At 62.8% G+C, this 16,133-nt stretch carries 13 protein-coding genes, 1 tRNA gene and 1 pseudogene; 4 read left to right on the forward strand and 11 right to left on the reverse strand.

The annotated features are described in order from the left end of the window. The first annotated feature begins 135 nt into the window (after positions 1-135). A complete protein-coding gene (locus NKI29_RS08790) occupies positions 136-1,887 on the forward strand; it encodes an adenylate/guanylate cyclase domain-containing protein (RefSeq protein WP_352795945.1) in 1,752 nt (583 codons plus the stop codon). 258 nt (positions 1,888-2,145) lie between these two features. On the opposite strand, the gene NKI29_RS08795 is transcribed toward NKI29_RS08790, so the two are convergent. From NKI29_RS08795 to NKI29_RS08805, 3 genes are read right to left on the reverse strand one after another with little or no spacing between them, the layout of a single operon-like run. Continuing rightward, positions 2,146-2,937, reverse strand: coding sequence for a sugar isomerase domain-containing protein (locus NKI29_RS08795; RefSeq protein ID WP_352795947.1), 792 nt, complete (start codon positions 2,935-2,937; stop codon positions 2,146-2,148). 36 nt (positions 2,938-2,973) lie between these two features. Then, positions 2,974-3,744: a GntR family transcriptional regulator gene (locus NKI29_RS08800; protein ID WP_352795949.1), complete on the reverse strand. Its 771-nt coding sequence runs from the start codon at positions 3,742-3,744 to the stop codon at positions 2,974-2,976. Further along, positions 3,741-4,616, reverse strand: a complete 876-nt coding sequence (locus NKI29_RS08805) for an ROK family protein (protein ID WP_352795950.1) — start codon at positions 4,614-4,616, stop codon at positions 3,741-3,743. Before NKI29_RS08805 ends, NKI29_RS08800 begins: the two co-directional genes overlap by 4 nt. A 447-nt stretch (positions 4,617-5,063) precedes the next feature. On the opposite strand from NKI29_RS08805, the gene NKI29_RS08810 reads away from it, so the two are divergent. The 3 genes from NKI29_RS08810 to NKI29_RS08820 are packed head-to-tail and all read left to right on the forward strand — an operon-like array spanning position 5,064 to position 8,159. Next, positions 5,064-6,356, forward strand: coding sequence for an ABC transporter substrate-binding protein (locus NKI29_RS08810; protein ID WP_023678714.1), 1,293 nt, complete (start codon positions 5,064-5,066; stop codon positions 6,354-6,356). 43 nt (positions 6,357-6,399) lie between these two features. After that, the gene (locus NKI29_RS08815) at positions 6,400-7,290 is read left to right on the forward strand and encodes a carbohydrate ABC transporter permease (protein WP_023678713.1); all 891 of its coding nucleotides are present in this window, start codon (positions 6,400-6,402) and stop codon (positions 7,288-7,290) included. Next, positions 7,287-8,159 carry a carbohydrate ABC transporter permease gene (locus tag NKI29_RS08820; RefSeq protein WP_352745356.1) on the forward strand — a complete coding sequence of 291 codons (873 nt, stop codon included), beginning with the start codon at positions 7,287-7,289 and terminating at the stop codon, positions 8,157-8,159. The genes NKI29_RS08815 and NKI29_RS08820 overlap by 4 nt, the downstream gene beginning before the upstream one ends. Before the next feature lie 564 nt (positions 8,160-8,723). On the opposite strand, the gene NKI29_RS08825 is transcribed toward NKI29_RS08820, so the two are convergent. The 8 genes and pseudogenes from NKI29_RS08825 to fdxH all read right to left on the reverse strand — a co-directional run bounded on the left by NKI29_RS08825 (position 8,724) and on the right by fdxH (position 16,123). Then, positions 8,724-9,179, reverse strand: coding sequence for a hypothetical protein (locus NKI29_RS08825; RefSeq protein WP_352579372.1), 456 nt, complete (start codon positions 9,177-9,179; stop codon positions 8,724-8,726). Between the two features lie 15 nt (positions 9,180-9,194). Further along, positions 9,195-9,290 (reverse strand) — tRNA-Sec (locus NKI29_RS08830). Between the two features lie 123 nt (positions 9,291-9,413). Continuing rightward, a pseudogene (gene selB, locus NKI29_RS08835) lies at positions 9,414-11,249 on the reverse strand (selenocysteine-specific translation elongation factor); the annotation flags it as partial. Further along, entirely contained in the window at positions 11,246-12,037 is a 792-nt protein-coding gene (locus NKI29_RS08840) for a tetratricopeptide repeat protein (protein WP_352795952.1), read from the reverse strand. The gene NKI29_RS08840 and the pseudogene selB, both read right to left, overlap by 4 nt. Further along, on the reverse strand, positions 12,024-13,445 hold the full coding sequence (gene selA / locus NKI29_RS08845) for an L-seryl-tRNA(Sec) selenium transferase (protein WP_352795953.1): 1,422 nt from the start codon (positions 13,443-13,445) through the stop codon (positions 12,024-12,026). The genes NKI29_RS08840 and selA overlap by 14 nt, the downstream gene beginning before the upstream one ends. A 7-nt stretch (positions 13,446-13,452) precedes the next feature. Then, positions 13,453-14,373, reverse strand: coding sequence for a formate dehydrogenase accessory protein FdhE (fdhE, locus tag NKI29_RS08850; RefSeq protein WP_023678707.1), 921 nt, complete (start codon positions 14,371-14,373; stop codon positions 13,453-13,455). A gap of 114 nt (positions 14,374-14,487) precedes the next feature. Continuing rightward, entirely contained in the window at positions 14,488-15,186 is a 699-nt protein-coding gene (locus NKI29_RS08855) for a formate dehydrogenase subunit gamma (protein WP_352795955.1), read from the reverse strand. Then, positions 15,173-16,123, reverse strand: coding sequence for a formate dehydrogenase subunit beta (gene fdxH, locus NKI29_RS08860; protein WP_352795957.1), 951 nt, complete (start codon positions 16,121-16,123; stop codon positions 15,173-15,175). The genes NKI29_RS08855 and fdxH overlap by 14 nt, the downstream gene beginning before the upstream one ends. Positions 16,124-16,133 lie beyond the last annotated feature (10 nt).

The following is a 16,133-nucleotide window of genomic DNA, read 5'->3' on the forward strand; positions in this document are numbered from 1 at the left end:
TTGAGCGGTCATTCCGTTCACTATCCAAAGCTGTGCTTCTTCGTCCGTATGCGGAACTGATTGGAGGGTATCTCGCTGGCCACAAACTGCGCGGCATCCGTCCGCAGCTGTGATAGGTTCGGGTATGGGCATGCAATGACCGAAGTACGCAAGCTCGCGGCAATCCTGGTGGCGGACATCGTCGGCTTCAGCCGTCTGACGGCGAGTGACGAGGATCGTACGCTCGCTCGCATCCGCACGCTGCGAAGCGACCTCGTCGATCCGACCATCGCAGTTCATCGGGGTCGGGTCGTAAAGAGCACCGGCGATGGCGTGCTGTGCGAGTTTCGGAGCGGCGTTGACGCGGTCCGCTGCGCTATGGAGCTGCAGGCAGGGATGACTGAGCGCAATTCCGGATTGCCGGCAGAGCGTCGAATTGAACTGCGCATCGGTATTCATATCGGCGATGTTGTCGAGGAAGCGGATGGCGACTTGATGGGCGATGGCGTCAATATCGCTGCTCGTTTGGAGGGCATAGCGAAACCAGGCACCATCTGCCTGTCCGAAGATGCCTACCGTCAGGTGCGGAGCCGGCTCGACCTCGCGATTTGTGATCTCGGCGAGAGAGTCCTTAAGAACATTGCTGAGCCGATGCGTGTCTATGCGCTGGAGGTCGGTGCGCCTGCGCGTCGCGAGCCACCTGTCTTAACCGGAGCCACACCGGCTCCGCTCGCCCTTCTCGACAAGCCGTCCATCGCCGTGCTGCCCTTCATCAACATGAGCGGCGACGCCGAACAGGAGTTCTTTACCGACGGCCTGACAGAGGACATCATCACCGATCTCTCCAATGTACCGGGCTTCTTCGTAATCGCCCGTAACTCCACCTTCGCCTACAAGGGCAAGCCTAGTGATGTCCGTCAGATCGCTCGCGATCTAGGAGTCAAGTACATACTTGAGGGCAGCGCGAGGCGGTCCGTCAAGCGTTTGCGTGTGAATGTGCAGCTGATCAACGCGGCGGAAGGCGGCAATCACGTCTGGGCCGAGCGTTTCGACCGCGAAATCGCCGACATCTTCGACGTTCAGGACGAGGTCACGCGACGCGTTGTTGAAGCGATTTCTGGCAAGCTTAGTGAAAGGAATATTGTTACCCGTTTTCGACCGTCAAGTCTCGAAGCCTATGATCTTTGTGTTAGGTCGCGAGGCAAATGGAACATTTCCAGATCAGACAACAGTGAGGCGTGTGCTGATTTGGAACGTGCCGTTCAGATCGATCCACACTACTGCGAAGCGCACAGCAATCTTGCCATCTCACTGCTATTTGGCTGGATTATTTGGGGCGAACCACAGATACCCGGCCGCGCAAGGGCTCTGATGCACGCACAACGGGCCGTGGAAATCGATCCTGGCGATTCCCACGCTCGCAGGATCCTGGGCTGCGTTCAGCTTAATGAGCGCAATTGGGATGAAGCAAAATTCCAATTCGATGCTGCCGTTCGGCTAAATCCCAACAATGCAGATGCGGTTGCATGGATGGGGGAGCTTCAAATCTACTTAGGCAAGCCGGAAGCGGCGCTGACCGCTTGTGCAGAGGCGCTGCGTTTAAATCCTCGTCCACCCGGTTGGTATTTCTGGATCATGGGAATGGCGCAAATTTCCGCCGGTCACTACGAAGAAGCTGTTTCGTCCTTGAGCCGGGAAGAAACCTACGGGACAGGTTCGAGGGAGCACCTGATTGCGGCGCTTGCCCTTGCCGGCCGCTTGCCTGATGCACAGGAGGAAGCCCGCCTATTTCTTGCGGGCAATCCAGGTTGGACGATCGGCGAACTAGTAGCGAACTTGCCATTTAGTAGCATGAGTGCTGCCCAGCCCTTTGTCGATGGCTGGCGTCTGGCGGGCTTGCCGGACTAGGCGTATTTCGGCGTTGGTGAAACCCCGCACGCCACCAGGTGGCGGACGTAGCGGCACCGGCGCGAGTCTGCGAAAGCGCTATCGACCGCTCCATCCCTGCAAGTTGCCGTCCCAGTTCCGGCCGCGGCCGGTCGAAGGATACGCGACGACCTGAAGGTCGGCTGCTGGCGGACATTGTCGAAAACGTCCTCGGCCAAACCATTCAAGCGGCTTGCCTAGAACACTACGTCCTAGCGTTTTGCGTGCCCTCCCCGGTTGTCATTCGCCGCGCATGGTCGCCTGGAAGGTCGGCAGGTGCTTCTTCTGCGCATCGAGCATTCTCTCGCGATAGACGCCATAGATGACGTCGGTGTCGTGCAGTGTGACGCCGGCAATTGTCGGCGAGGCAAAAACCGGCAGCTCGATACCGCGTTTCGAAAGCGCCTCGGCGGTGCGGGCGATCAGCTCATGCGCCAGGATCATGGCAAGCACGGTCGACGAACCGGAGACCGGCCGGCTCCAGCCCTCGACCGGCACGATGGCATCCTCGATCGGCGAGCAGGTGTCGATGACAAGGTCGGCGGCATCGGCAAGCCGTTTGCCGGAAGAGTGCGTCGCCGGCTTGTCGAGATTGTTCTTGCTAGTTATCGCAACGACGAAGATGCCGCGTTTTTTCGCATAAAGCGCGGTGTCTATGCCGGACGAATTGCGGCCGCTGTGGCCAAAGATGATGATCGAATCGCCTTTGTTCAGCGGCTGGTGGTCGAGGAATTTCTCGGCGTATTTCTCGGTCCGCTCCAGCCACAGAAGTTCGCGCACGCCGCCGGCGCCGAGCACGTTATGCCACATGACACGCGGGTCGGTCAGCGGATTGAAGCCGACATAGCTGCCGTAGCGCGGAAACACTTCCTGGACCGGCAACACCGAGTGGCCCGAGCCGTAAAGATGAACCAACCCGCCGCTCTCGAGCGTGTCGGCAAAGCGGCTGGCCGCTTCGCCAAAGGCTTCGGCATTGGCTTTCGAGGCCTGTTCGATGAGGGCGGCAAGGCGGGGTATGTAAAGATCGGACACGTCGGTACTCCTGTTATGGGTCGGCTTGGGTATGGCTCAGCTTCTTGCGGTTGGCGCGGCGCGACCGGCACGCAGCGTCGAGCGGATTTCGTAGCGGTCGCCACGCATCACCGAGACGGTGAATTCGAATGGGCCACGCTCGTCGGTGGTGATGCGCTCGACCACGAAAGCGGGACTCCCCGCAGGCAGATCGAGCAACTCGGCATCCGCCGCCCCGACCGCGCCAACACGGTAGTTTTCGCGTGCCGCGACCGGCACGATACCGTAATGGCCTTCCAGCGCTTCGTAGAGCGAGCCCTGCAACAGGCCGGCGTCGAGAAAGCCGGGCACGCGCGCGGCGGAGAGTTGCGCAGTCTGAATACCGATCGGTTCGTTGTTGCCGAGCCTGAGCCGCCGGATGCGCACCACCGGGTCGCCCTCCTCGATCTCCAGCGCTCCGGCCGCAGCGGCATTGGCGGTGCTCAGGCTGCAGTCGAGCAAGCGCGAGCCGGCGACCACGCCCATATTGCCCATTTCCTGCGTGAAGCTGGTGAGTTCGCGGGTGCCAGCGACCAGCGTGGTGGAGCGCACGAAGGTGCCACGGCCATGTTCGCGCCTGAGCAGCCCGTGCTCCTCCAGATTGCGCAGCGCGTGGCGCAGCGTGATGCGGCTCACCCCGAACAGGGCGCACAGTCTGTCTTCGGCCGGAATCTGGTCACCAGTCGCCCACTCGCCACTCTTGACGATGGCGCGGATGGCCTCTTCCACCTGATACCAGAGCGGCTCGGGCCTTCGGCGGTCGGGCAGCTGGAAGCTGACTTGGCTCATCTAATCTGCCTCCACTGTGCTCCGGCGAGACCGGCCAGCGAGGCGCCGACGAGACCGGCGCGGGAGCCGAATTCGCCGGGCCGCAGAACGACATCGCGCAGATGCGGCGGCAGATGACGCTGCAAAGCCGAAAGCAGCGGCGGCCCTACCACGTCCAGCGCATCGGCAAGGCCGCCGGAAATCAGGACCGCCTGGGTGTCAAGCAGCGCGACCGCACCCGCCAAGGCAGTGCCCAGCCGGCGCGCCGGCAGCTCCAATGCGTCAAGTGCGGCCGTCTTGCCACCCCGGGCCGCCTCGACCAGCCTGCCGCCATTGGCCAGCCCGATCTGGCGCGCCGCGGCGTCGAACGCCCGCCCGGAAGCGAAGCGCTCCAGCCAGCCGCTGCGGTCCTCGCCTTCATCCTCGATGTCGGCGCAGGCCCAGCCGAATGAGCAGGCGCCGCCCCGTGCGCCGGCGACGATGCGGTTGTTGGCCAGAACGGCGGAGCCGATGCCGGTGCCGATCGCCAGCAGGATGGCATCAGACAGGCCTTTTGCGGCACCTTCGACCGCCTCGGCCAGCATGGCGATCTGCGCATCGTTGCCAATGGCAACAGACAGACGAGGAAATAAGGTCGCGACGTCGACACCATCGAGATAGGGCAGGTTCGGAACCCAACGGCAGACCGAGCCCTCGACAAGCCCCGGCACCGCCAGGCCAAGTGCCTCGACCGGACCGGCCTCGGCGCGCAAGGCACCGATTCCGGCGACGAAGGCATCAAGGCTTGCCGGCGCAGGCTCGCGGCTTAGCATCTCCAGCCAGCGAACATCGCCGGTATGGATTGCGGCGCGCAAATTGGTGCCGCCAAGATCGATGGCCAGAACGCGTGTCATCGAGAGCGGCTCCGATTGGCCACCGCCCGGTCCTCGGAGCGCCAGCTCCACGACGCCACGGCGTCGTCGGCTCTGATCGGCAGTGCGGTACAGACCCCGGTGCACGCGGCGCCAAAGCCGATCGGGCTGAGCGCAGCGTGTCGATGAACCATGCTCCGTCTCCCATTCGACATCGGCATCCTTTGCAGCGGCTCAGTGTCATTATAACGACATGACTTCGGCCGCAAGTGCCTTGCAGTATGTTCGGGCATGGCCGGCCGGGGAGAATCAGCTCGAACTGTATCAGCTAATTCCTTGTTTTCACGAGGTATCTCGCATGCTTGTGTGGACCGCAGTAAGAAAACGCCGCAACACCGGCAGGAGCTCCCCACGAAGATAGCGCTTGCATCGTTGCTTCACGTTGTCATAACGTCATGGACATCGCTGTGTGGCTATGCGGAGGGTCGGATGTCTTTGGCTTGGATCTCGAAACTGGCACTGGCTGCAGGGTTGCTGGCCTCGCCCACCGTTGGTTGGGCCCAATCGGTCAACATCTCCTATCTGACCCACTGGTCGCCCGAAACGGTCGCTTTGCTGGACGCCGCGGCCAAGGACTACGCCAAGAGCAATCCGGATGTGACCGTCACCGTGCGCGCCGTCCCTTTCGGCGATCTCCTGACGACACTGCGTTCCCAGGGCGGCAGCTCGGACGGGCCGACGATCGGCGGCATCTACGATTTGTGGCTGCCCGAACTGGCGCGAGACAAGCTGGTCGCGCCGGCCCCCGATGCGGTTGCCGGCGAGGTCAAGAGTGCGTGGCCGGCCGGTGTCGTCAGTGCGGCCTCTGTTGGCGCCACGCTTTACGGCATTCCAAACGAGATCGACGTCTATGCGCTGAACTACAACAAGGAGCTGTTCAAACGGGCAGGCATCACAGCCGCGCCGAAGACCTGGTCCGAATTGAAGGATGCGGCCCAGAAGCTGACCAGGAAAGATGCCGGCCAGCAAGGCTTCGGCATGATCAATTCCTGGGCGGCGGGCGTCGTCCATCCCTTCGCCTCGCTGCTGGTCTCCAATGGCGGCGAGCTGGTCAAGGACGGCAAACCGATGCTCGACAGTCCTCAAGCCGGCGAGACTTTCCAGCTTTATGAGGACCTGATCAAGTCCGGCGCCAGCGATCCGGCGATGGCCACGGCCGACGCCAATACAACCGGCCCCTTCCTAGACAATTTCGTCTCCGGCAAGACCGGCATGATCATCATGGCCAACTGGTGGGAAAGCGCATTGAAGAGCGGCATGGGCGACAAGTTCTCCAATATCGCCACCGCACCCATCCCGGTCGGTCCGAGCGGCGACAAGCCGCACTCGATCTCCTATTCATGGATGACCGTCGTCAACGCCAATGCCGGTCAGGCCGAACAAAAAGCGGCATGGGATTTCCTGGTATGGCTGAACAGTCCGAAGTCCGGCAAGAACGGCGCATCGGCAATGTCGGATATTCTGATGTCGATGGGCATCCTGCCGACGCGGACCTCCGACATCGAAGCCCATAAGGACAAGCTCGGTTCCGAGTTCCTGTCCGGCTATGTCAGCGTGCTTGCCGACGCCAAGCCCTTCCCTGTCGTCCCGGGCGGCCAGGAGTTCAGCGAATCGCTGCAGCAGACGCTCGAGGCGTTGCAGTATGGGCAGCTCTCGGCCAAGGATGCGCAGGCGAACGCGCAGGCCGATGCCGTCTCGATCCTGGAGCGTGCCGCCAAATAGCGAAGGCGCTGTTTCGAGAGCCCGACGCTTTGGAAGCAGAGCGATGATCAAAACCTATCGTGCCTCGGCGGGCATCATGCTGGCGCCCGCCGTGACACTGATCGGCGTTTTCATCCTGCTGCCGATGCTGCTCACCATCTGGCTGTCATTCCAGGACTGGTCGACGCAGACGCCTTTTTCCAATGCGAGCTTCATCGGCTTCGACAATTTTCGCGAAATATTCGGGCCGACCTCGGTCGGGCGGGATTTCAAGCGAGCGCTGCTCAACACCGCCATCTACACGGCATTGTCGGTGATGCTCATCCTGCCCCTTTCGGTAGTGTTCGGCTTGATGGTCCACCAGCGCGATGTCGCAGGCGGCACGGCGCTGCGGACCGTGTTGTTTTCCACCTACATGGTGCCGATGATCGCCGTGACGCTGGTCTGGTCGAAGCTCTATTCGCCGAGCGAGGGGCCGCTCAACCAGGTGCTCGGTCTCGCCGGAATCGGCCCGCAACTCTGGTTGTCCTCGCCAAGATCGGCGTTGATCTCGATCGTCGTCCTCAATGTCTGGCAGCAGATCGGCTATTTTACGGTGCTGGCCGTTGCCGGGCTGACCCAGATCCCGGGCAGTCTTTACGAGGCGGCGACGCTTGACGGCGCCAACCGGCGCGAACAGTTCCGCTTCATCACCTTGCCGCTATTGAGCCGCACGCTCTTGTTCAGCGCCGTCATTGCCATCATCAACGCCGTGCAGGTGTTCGAGCCGGTGGCGCTGATCACCCAAGGCGGGCCGGTCGGCTCGACCAACGTGCTGACCTACCATATCCGCCGAGTCGGCATCGAGCGGGCACAAGGCGGGCTGGGCTCGGCCATGGCAGTGATGCTGATGCTGGCGCTGATCGTCATTGTGTGTGCGCTGTTTGCATTCGCCAACCGGAAGGATGACGAATGAGCGCGCCGGGCCGCTCAGCATCGAGCCGGTTGGCGCGCAAACGCCTGGCGGGCCGCAGAGCGCTGCTCGCCACGCTGATGCTGCTGGTTGCCGTGGCCTCCGCCTTCCCGCTGTTGTGGATGGTGCTCTCCAGCCTGAAAACGCCGGCCGAAACCATGCAGGTGCCGCCGGTGTGGATACCGCGCACGCCGAGCCTCGAAGCGTATGAGAAAGTGTCCGGCGTCATCAATGTCGGCCGCTCGATGTGGAATTCGCTCGTGATCGCCACGATCACCACCGCCGGCATTCTGGTCACCAGCATGATGGCTGGCTACGCCTTCGCCAAGCATCACTTTCCCGGCCGCTCACTGCTGTTTTCGGTGCTGATCGCCACCATGTTCCTGCCGCCGATCGTCACGCTGATCCCGCTTTACCGTCTCGTCGGATCAATCGGCCTGAACGCCAGCCTTGCCGGTATTATCGTGCCAAATCTCGCCAATGCGTTCGGCATTTTCCTGATGCGCCAGTTCATAGCCGGCGTGCCCGACGATCTGATCGACGCAGCGCGGATGGATGGGGCGTCGGAACTCCTGATCCTGTTCAAGATCGTCGCGCCGAGCGTGGCGCCGGCAATCGCGGCACTGGCGCTGTTTGCCTTCGTCTATCACTGGAATAGCTATCTCTGGCCGCTGACCGTTCTACAGGGCAATGCACACGAATATCCGATCGTCATCAGCCTTAGTCGCCTGCTCAGCTACAATCGAGGCGCTCTCAACACGGGACTGGTGATGGCTGGCGCGACGCTTGCCGTGCTTCCGCCACTGGTGCTCTTCGTCTTCCTGCAGCGCTTCTTTGTGGATTCGATCGTCGGCTCGGCGGTCAAGGGATAGCGTCGGCGGCACTGGCTATCTGTTTATCGCGAATCTGATGCGAATGCCTCACAAAGTGAACGTCGGACGTACGTTGTTGTCACTTACCGAACAAGCTCAACCACCTATGTCCTGGTGCATGGTCGGCCAGCTCGCCTTTCCGCGTACATCGCCTGTCAATGCCCAAATGCGACGCACCATTGGCTCAGTTAGCCGGATTCGGCCGGGTTTCGACACCAAAGCGGAAGTGCGAGTGGCCATGCTGCCGCGCTCGGCGGGCCGCCTGCTGATTGCTCTCTGTCTTCTTGCGCGCCGTTCCTGGCGCCGAGCGCCTTTCATTCTGTGACATATCCCCTGGCTTGAGAGCGCGCGCGATCTCTAGGTAGCCGGTCAATTTGTCAACCTCGACGACATAAGGCTCGAATATGGCTCCTATGTCATGGGAGTGAACGGCTTCCGGCGTCCGCCCCCAAAGCAGCTGCTTGCGGCGGTGACCGAGGCGCCGGTTACCGCATCGTGTCGTCGGTAATAAAGCGACGTTGCGCTCTCTGCTTTCACATCCGGGTATGCCGAAAAGTCCGTCGGTCAAAAGTCGACCAGCGGCGTGTCCACGATCTGGTGCTCGAATAGCAACCAGAACGACGATCCCCGGGATTCGGAGTACCAATGTTCAAAAATCGCAAGGGCCTCGCCGATATTGGTGGCGGGTTCGTCCTCGGGCAGCTTCGCAGCCTGGAACAACGCAAGCGCAACGGGGCCAAAATGCGTGATCGCTTCCGTGCGCGCCTCGCTGTCCGCATTCCAGCCGAGCCGCAAGCGCAGGACGGCCAAAGCGCTGGCCACGGCGATCTCCTCACTTTCGGCTGAGGCCACGGCGTCCGAGATCGCCTGCATGAGGTTGAGCCGCCTGAAGGCGAAAGCGCGCTCCTGTTCCAGAACCGCGATCTGATTGGCCGCTTGTCGCCTGAAGCTTGCCTCGGTTGTCCTGGCGGTCTCAGCCGTCGTTTTCAGGTCATTCAGAAAGGAAGCCGTCGGGTTCATCTTGGCTCACTAGGATGGCGGAAGAGAGTGGGAGTCGAACCCACCAGAGACCGACTCGCGGCCCCTCCCGGATTTGAAGTCCGGACGCCCCACCGGGGACGATGCTCCTCCAGAAATTTGCGCCATCGGCGGCTCACCCTCGCCTGTCAGGCGGAACAGGTCCAGCCTGCGCCTGTTCAGACGGCGCAAGTCTCCCCGCCGCAGCGTCACGCCGTGCCGATCGAGAAATTCGAGGATATGGATGGCGACCTTGCGTCCGCTGCCCACGCGATCGCGAAATTGAGCAGCGGTGAACTCGCCTGTGGGCATCGACGCAGCGAGGTCGCGCGCGATCTCGACGATCTGCGCCAACGCCTGGCGCTGGAAGAAGTGATCATGAGCGACCTCGTGGACCTTCCCTATGCGGCCGGCAAGCTTCAGAAGCCGCCGGATTTCCGTCTCCGGCGCGGCCAGCACCTCGGCAATATCCCACACTCGCGGCGGATGGAATCGTTCGGGTCCGCCGATGAGAGGCTGGATCTGCAGCCAGAGAGTTTCATCCTTTGCCGTCAGGTGCGCCTCATGACCGGGCAGCCGCACCCAGGCGCCGTCCAAGGCAACTTCTCCAGCGTGCGAAAGGCTCCGCAGAACTGCTATGAAAGAGGGGGCCGGCAGACGTGGATCAAGCCCAATACGCAGTCTCTCCATTCCTACGCCCGGCAAATCCGGATTGTCGGCATGGAAGTTCTCCAGGGTCGCGGCCACGTCGCGCTTGAATCGCAACCAGCGCTCTGGCGACAGCACGAGAAGCATTTCTCCGACGGCAAAACGGACAAGCCCGAGCTGATCGATCAGGCCTTCCGTCTCGCAGTCACTGAGCGCCCTGTCGCGCGCGAAAGCCTTCAGGTCGAAATAGTGGGGCGGCGCATCAAGGAGTGCGGCGGCGGCCAGTTCGGGCGCCAATAGCGCATGGGCATCGAGTTGGACCAGCCGTTCCGGCGCGCGGCGTTTGCGGCTGGGCGCCCGCAGATCGAGAAAATGTCCGCCGCCGATGGTTCGCTGCGCGGAGGTGTCGCGCACCACGTAAACGTCTCCGGCAGTGGCCGCGATCGGACTGTCCAGCACCAATTGAACATTGGCCGTGCCGCCAGGCCCGATCGGTTCGTCTCCGAGGAGTACAATGCGTGCCCCGACCTCCGTCGCGGCATGGTGGAGCCGCACCGGAAACCATTGGCCGATCGGTTTGCGTTCACCCGGCAGAACGCGAAGGCTTGCATCGATCCGGTCCGACGGCGCGTGAAGCTTCGGATCGACAATTACGTCGCCGCGCCGGATCGCCTCCTTGAAAACCCTTTCGCCGGTCAGATTGAGCGCGCAACGGTCTCCCGCCCGACCACGTTCAGTCGGCCGGTTCTGGGCGTGGATCGATCGAACCCGCGCAAGCAATCCTGACGGGCTTACAACCACGTTGTCCCCAGTACCGAGAGAACCCGAAAGCACGGTGCCCGTCACGACGGTGCCCACGCCGCGCAGCGTGAACGAGCGGTCCACCGCTAGTCGAAAACGGCCCGAAACTGCACGCCGGGCAAGATGCGACGCCTCCTCGACCAAGAGATACCTGAGTTCATCGATACCTTCGCCTGTAACGACCGAGACGGGAATCAGGGGGGCCTCGGCAAGCATCGTCCCGGCAAGCACCGAGCGGATATCGCTCGCCACCGCGGTGCGGCGCTCGGGACCGGCCAGATCGCATTTCGTGAGCAGGACGGCGCCGCGCTTGACACCTAGCAGGTCGACGATGGCGAGATGCTCCCGGGTTTGCGGCATGACGCCGTCGTCGGCGGCCACCACGAGCAACACGAAGTCGATGCCGCTGGCGCCGGCGAGCATCGTGTGTACGAAACGCTCGTGGCCGGGAACATCGACGAAACCGATGCTATCCCCACCCGGCACCGGCAAATAGGCGAAGCCGAGATCGATCGTCATGCCGCGTGTCTTTTCCTCCTGCAAACGATCGGTGTCTATACCGGTCAGCGCATGCACCAGCGCAGTTTTGCCATGGTCGACATGTCCCGCCGTGCCAACGATCATGATGATGCGGCCTCCGGCCACGGCGCGGCGGCGCGACGCTGGGCCTCGGCGGCATCGCCCGCGCTCAATTCGGCCCGCACCGCAGCCAGATAGCGGCTGGCAAGGGCGCTGCCGCCTGCCTGGGCACGCAGGAGCCAAACCAGCGCCTCGACCGCGTCAGCCGGCACGCCCGTGCCAAGATGGCAGGCGGCGCCGAGCATTGCCTGCCCTTCGGCGTCTCCTCGCATGGCAGCACGGCGCCACCAGCGGACAGCCTCGTCCGGATCGCGCGGCACGCCGAGCGCATTGTGATAAAGCATGCCGATCCGGGTCATAGCGGATGCGATGCCCTGATCGGCCGCGGCAAGCGCCCAGCGTCGCGCCTCGCCGACATCGGGAGCCATCACTTCGCCTTCCAGCAGCATCCAGCTCAGCATATCCTGCGCCGGTCCGTCGCCAGTTTCCGCTGCGGCCCGATAGAGCTCGGCCGCCCGGCGAAAGTCCTGCTCGACGCCTTCGCCGCGGAAATAGAGCGACGCCAGGTTCCTTTGCCCGACAGGATCCCCTGCCTCGGCGGCGAGCGCCAGCCAGCGAAAGGCCATATCCGCATCACGCTCGACGCCGAGCCCTTCGGCGAAGCAGGCGCCGATATTGTTCTGAGCGCGGGCAACGCCCTGGTGAGCCAGCGGCTCCCATATGGAGAGAGCCACGGCATGATCGCCTCGCCGCGCGGCTTCGAGGGCCTCGGTCATGCGTGCGGCCACAGGCGTCTCGGCTGGGCGGCGCGCAAGGCGGTCAAGCCAGCGCATCGGTTCCTCCCAGATTTAAGCCGGCTAGATTGGCGATGAAGTTCGCCTCGTCTTCCAGGCAGCGGAAATCGAGCACGAGCGCCTGGTTTTCGATGCGCCCGATCACGGGGACGCCCAGCCCACGCAGCGCAGCCGCAAGCGCTTCGAGCGCCCGGCCGCTCCCTGAGCGCGGCTTGAGAGCAAGCCCGGCGCTTGGCACAGTTTCGAGCGGCAGCGCGCCGGATCCGACTTGGCTCCGGCACTCCACCGTGTCGACCGCAAAGGCTTCGCCCACGGCGTCAGCAACCAGGGGAGCAAGGCGCTTTGCCTGCGCTGCAATCTCCCTCACCGAGCGCGAGAGCAGCCTTAGCGTCGGCAGGCGCTCGGCCAGGCGGTCGGGGTCGCGGTAGAGCTTCAACGTCGCCTCGAGCGCGGCCAGACGAAGCTTGTCGACCCTGAGCGCCCGCTTCATCGGGTTGCGGCTGATCGCTGCGAGCAGGTCCTTGCGGCCGACGATGAAACCCGCCTGCGGACCGCCAAGCAGCTTGTCGCCGGAGAATGTGACGAGATCGGCGCCATCGGCGACCGCCTCGCGCACGGTCGGCTCGCGCCCAAGGCCGTAGCGGGCTAGATCGACCAGCGTGCCCGAACCGAGATCATGGACCAGCGGTACCTCATGCGCCTTTGCGATTGAAGCGAGCTCCGGTGCCCGGATCTCGGCCGTGAATCCTTCCACCCGGTAGTTCGACGTGTGCACCTTGAGGATGAGCCCGGTCTCCGGGCCGATCGCCGCGACATAGTCTTTGCGATGCGTGCGGTTGGTGGTGCCGACCTCGACAAGCCTGGCGCCGGCGCGCGTCATGATCTCGGGCATCCGGAAAGAGCCGCCGATCTCGATCAACTCGCCTCGCGAAACGATCGCTTCGCGACCGAGCGCCAGCGTGTTGAGCACGAGAAGGACGGCAGCCGCGTTGTTGTTGACGACGGTTGCATCCTCGGCTCCGGTCAGCTCGCAAACGAGCGATCGAAGATGATCGTCCCGTTCGCCGCGCTCGCCTTTCTCGACATCGAATTCGAGAGCCACGGCTTCGCGCATCGCCAGCCGAACAGCCTCGACCGCCTCTTTCGCGAGGAGGGCTCGTCCGAGATTGGTATGCAGCACCGTTCCGGTCAGGTTGAAAACGGGGCGCAGGGAAGAGCGTTCGCCGCCCCTGAGCTGCACGAGCGCGTCGCCGGCAAGATCGTTCGCCTCCGGCACGACGGCTGCGGCATTGCGGGAGGCCATTCGTGCATCGGCGACGGCTCGGCGAATGGCCTCCGTCGCGGCCTGCCGTCCGAAGCGCTCGATTGCGGCCGCCGCCAGCGGGGTCCTCAGCACTTGGTCGACCGACGGAAGATTGCGCAAAGGGTTTGCCGATGAAGCGGTCATCGTATCCTCAATAGCCGACAAGGAACGGATTGAACGATCCGCGGCGATGGCCGCCCTCGCGGACGAGCAGGTCGAGGCCGAGCGTCGCCACGTCGTCGGCGACCGGATCGAGAGCCGGATCCTTGTGCTGGTACAGGATCTTTACATAGCAGCCGCATGCATCGCAGGTCTCGGCCTTGACCGTGCCAGGGCCTCCCTCGATTTCCTGATAGCCTATCCCCTTGGTCGAGCCGCACAGCGTACATTTGACACGGACGTGGTTCCACAATGTTCCACACAGCGCGCAGACGCAGAACCGCGCCCCGTGTGCGCCGTGCCAACCGACGATGATCGAGGATACGGGCGGCCCACCGCAGGCCGGACAGGCGCCGTCGGCAACCGGAACCAGCTTCGAGCTGTCGAGACATGCCGCGAGGCGGGCAAAGTGAACCTGCAGCGCGGCCGCGACATAGACATGCTCGGCAAGCGCGTTCATTGGGATCGCATCGGTGAGCACATTGCGCACCATGGAGTCGACCCCGGACGCATCGATATTCGCCAGCCTGTCCAAGGCGGCTGCGGCCGCCTTGGGTTTTTCGATCGTGGCTGCCACTTCGAACAGGCGGCCGAGCGTCATTCCAAGGGCGGCATCCGAAGTGGATTGGTTGCGATCGAGCGGCGGCATACCGAAGGTTCGTGCGCGCTCGCGCGCCTCCGCGGTCGGCAATTCGATCTCCGGCAAGCCGTCCTGGATGCGGTGCTGCGCATCCGTCAGTGCAGAGAGGAAGCGGAGATAGGGGCCGAGCTGGTGGTCATCCGCCAACACATCCAATCGCTCGGAGCGGCGAATGAACAAGGTCCGCGGATCAGGCAGGCGCGCAAAGGGTGGGGCCGAGACCTCGCCGATTACAGTCGGGTCAGGGCGTGACGGATCTTGTTGCTTTGGCATTTCAACCTCACGAACCTCACGGGCCACGTGGTCGGCTTGATACTGCTCCAGAGCAATTCCACGAAAAGTGTATAACGGTTTTCCGTCCGGAATTGCGTAAAAACAAATACCCGCTCATTCGGCGGGATTCGATCCCGAACGTCCGTCCGGTTTGCCTGCGATCAGTTCACGCAGCCATTTGCGATGATGCCGCCAAGCCCAGCCGCCGGTCACCCGTCCGCGCGTCATGGCGGGAATGGTGCCGCGTACCCAGATGGCCGAATAGAAATGGATAATCCAGACGCCGATGATCGCCACGGCAGCGATCGAATGAACAAGCAGCGCCACCCGCTGCTGACCGATCGTGGTGTAAGCGGCGAAATATTGTTGCCAGATGACGATGCCGCTCGAAATCAGGATGACGATGAGGATCGACATTGACCAGAAGACGAGCTTCTGGCCGGCATTGTACTTGCCGACTTCGGGGACGTTGTCCTCGTGATTGGACAATACGTCACGGAAACGGGCGAGCCACGTTCCGTCCTCGGGCCTCCACAAATTGGCCTTCCAGAACCGAAGGAAAAGCCCAAAGAAGCTGAAGAAGAGCAAGACGCCGATCCATGGGTGAATGAAGCGCGTGAACTGGCCGCCGCCAAACAGCCCCGACAGGAAGAACAGGCTCGGGTGAAACATGGCAAGGCCGGACAAGGCGAGCAGGATCAGGCTGGCCGCCGTGATCCAATGGTTGATCCGCGCGCCCACCGTGTAGCGGTCCACGATGACTGGCTTGCCGGGATGTACCTGCTCGTTCGGCTTCACGTCATACGCGGCCATCGTTGTCGCCTTCCGTCAGCTCTTCGGCATGCTCCTCATCCGTCTCGGAGACCCTGTTCGGTCCCATGACCAGATGGTGAAGCAGGCCGACGCCGGCCGCCACGCCGAGAATGGTGAGGCCGGCATATTTGGTCACGCCCTTCCACGCCTCCACGAGCGGACTGATCTTCGGCTCCTTCGGCAGACCCGAATAGAGCTCCGGCTGGTCGGCATGGTGCAGCACATACATCACATGCGTCCCTCCGACGCCGGGCGGATCGTAGAGGCCGGCATTCGAATAGCCGCGCGATTTCAGGTCCTTGATGCGGCCGTCGGCGTGCTGTTTCATCTCGTCTTTCGTGCCGAACACGATCGCCTGGGTCGGGCAGGCCTTGGCGCAGGCTGGTCCCTGGCCGACAGCCACGCGGTCGGAGCAGAGCGTGCATTTGTAGGCCGTGTGATCGACTTTGGAGATGCGCGGAATGTTGAACGGGCAACCCTTGATGCAATAGCCGCAGCCGATGCAGTTCTCATGGACGAAATCGACGATGCCGTTCGAATACTGCACTATGGCCCCTGGTGCCGGACAAGCCTTGAGGCAGCCCGGGTCAGCGCAGTGCATACAGCCATCCTTGCGGATCAGCCATTCGAGTTCGTTCGTCTCGGGATTGTCCCATTCGCTGTAGCGCATCAGCGTGAACATGTCCGGCGTGAGATCGGCAGGATTCTCATAGACGCCGGCATTGAAGCCGATCTCCGGATGCGTGTCGTTCCACTCGATGCAGGCCGTCTGGCATGCCTTGCAGCCGATGCATTTCGAAACATCGATGAGCTTGGCGACTTCTGTCAATTGCTGCTCGGGCGCGGGAACCGTCGAGGCAGAGCGGCGGATGAGGTCCTTGTCGGAAAAACGCAGTGCGGTATCCGTCGTCGAAGGATTTGGAAGTGGAGGAAACATCGCTTACTCC

Source organism: Mesorhizobium sp. M0678, assembly GCF_040320505.1.
Lineage (GTDB): Bacteria > Pseudomonadota > Alphaproteobacteria > Rhizobiales > Rhizobiaceae > Mesorhizobium.

Excerpts from the sequence above, each read along its gene's own strand:
- NKI29_RS08790 (WP_352795945.1), top strand. The coding sequence starts at position 136 with ATGACCGAAGTACGCAAGCTCGCGGCAATCCTGGTGGCGGACATCGTC.
- NKI29_RS08800 (WP_352795949.1), bottom strand. The coding sequence starts at position 3,744 with ATGAGCCAAGTCAGCTTCCAGCTGCCCGACCGCCGAAGGCCCGAGCCG.
- NKI29_RS08805 (WP_352795950.1), bottom strand. The coding sequence starts at position 4,616 with ATGACACGCGTTCTGGCCATCGATCTTGGCGGCACCAATTTGCGCGCC.
- NKI29_RS08810 (WP_023678714.1), top strand. The coding sequence starts at position 5,064 with ATGTCTTTGGCTTGGATCTCGAAACTGGCACTGGCTGCAGGGTTGCTG.
- NKI29_RS08815 (WP_023678713.1), top strand. The coding sequence starts at position 6,400 with ATGATCAAAACCTATCGTGCCTCGGCGGGCATCATGCTGGCGCCCGCC.
- NKI29_RS08820 (WP_352745356.1), top strand. The coding sequence starts at position 7,287 with ATGAGCGCGCCGGGCCGCTCAGCATCGAGCCGGTTGGCGCGCAAACGC.
- NKI29_RS08825 (WP_352579372.1), bottom strand. The coding sequence starts at position 9,179 with ATGAACCCGACGGCTTCCTTTCTGAATGACCTGAAAACGACGGCTGAG.
- NKI29_RS08840 (WP_352795952.1), bottom strand. The coding sequence starts at position 12,037 with ATGCGCTGGCTTGACCGCCTTGCGCGCCGCCCAGCCGAGACGCCTGTG.
- selA (WP_352795953.1), bottom strand. The coding sequence starts at position 13,445 with ATGACCGCTTCATCGGCAAACCCTTTGCGCAATCTTCCGTCGGTCGAC.
- fdhE (WP_023678707.1), bottom strand. The coding sequence starts at position 14,373 with ATGCCAAAGCAACAAGATCCGTCACGCCCTGACCCGACTGTAATCGGC.
- NKI29_RS08855 (WP_352795955.1), bottom strand. The coding sequence starts at position 15,186 with ATGGCCGCGTATGACGTGAAGCCGAACGAGCAGGTACATCCCGGCAAG.
- fdxH (WP_352795957.1), bottom strand. The coding sequence starts at position 16,123 with ATGTTTCCTCCACTTCCAAATCCTTCGACGACGGATACCGCACTGCGT.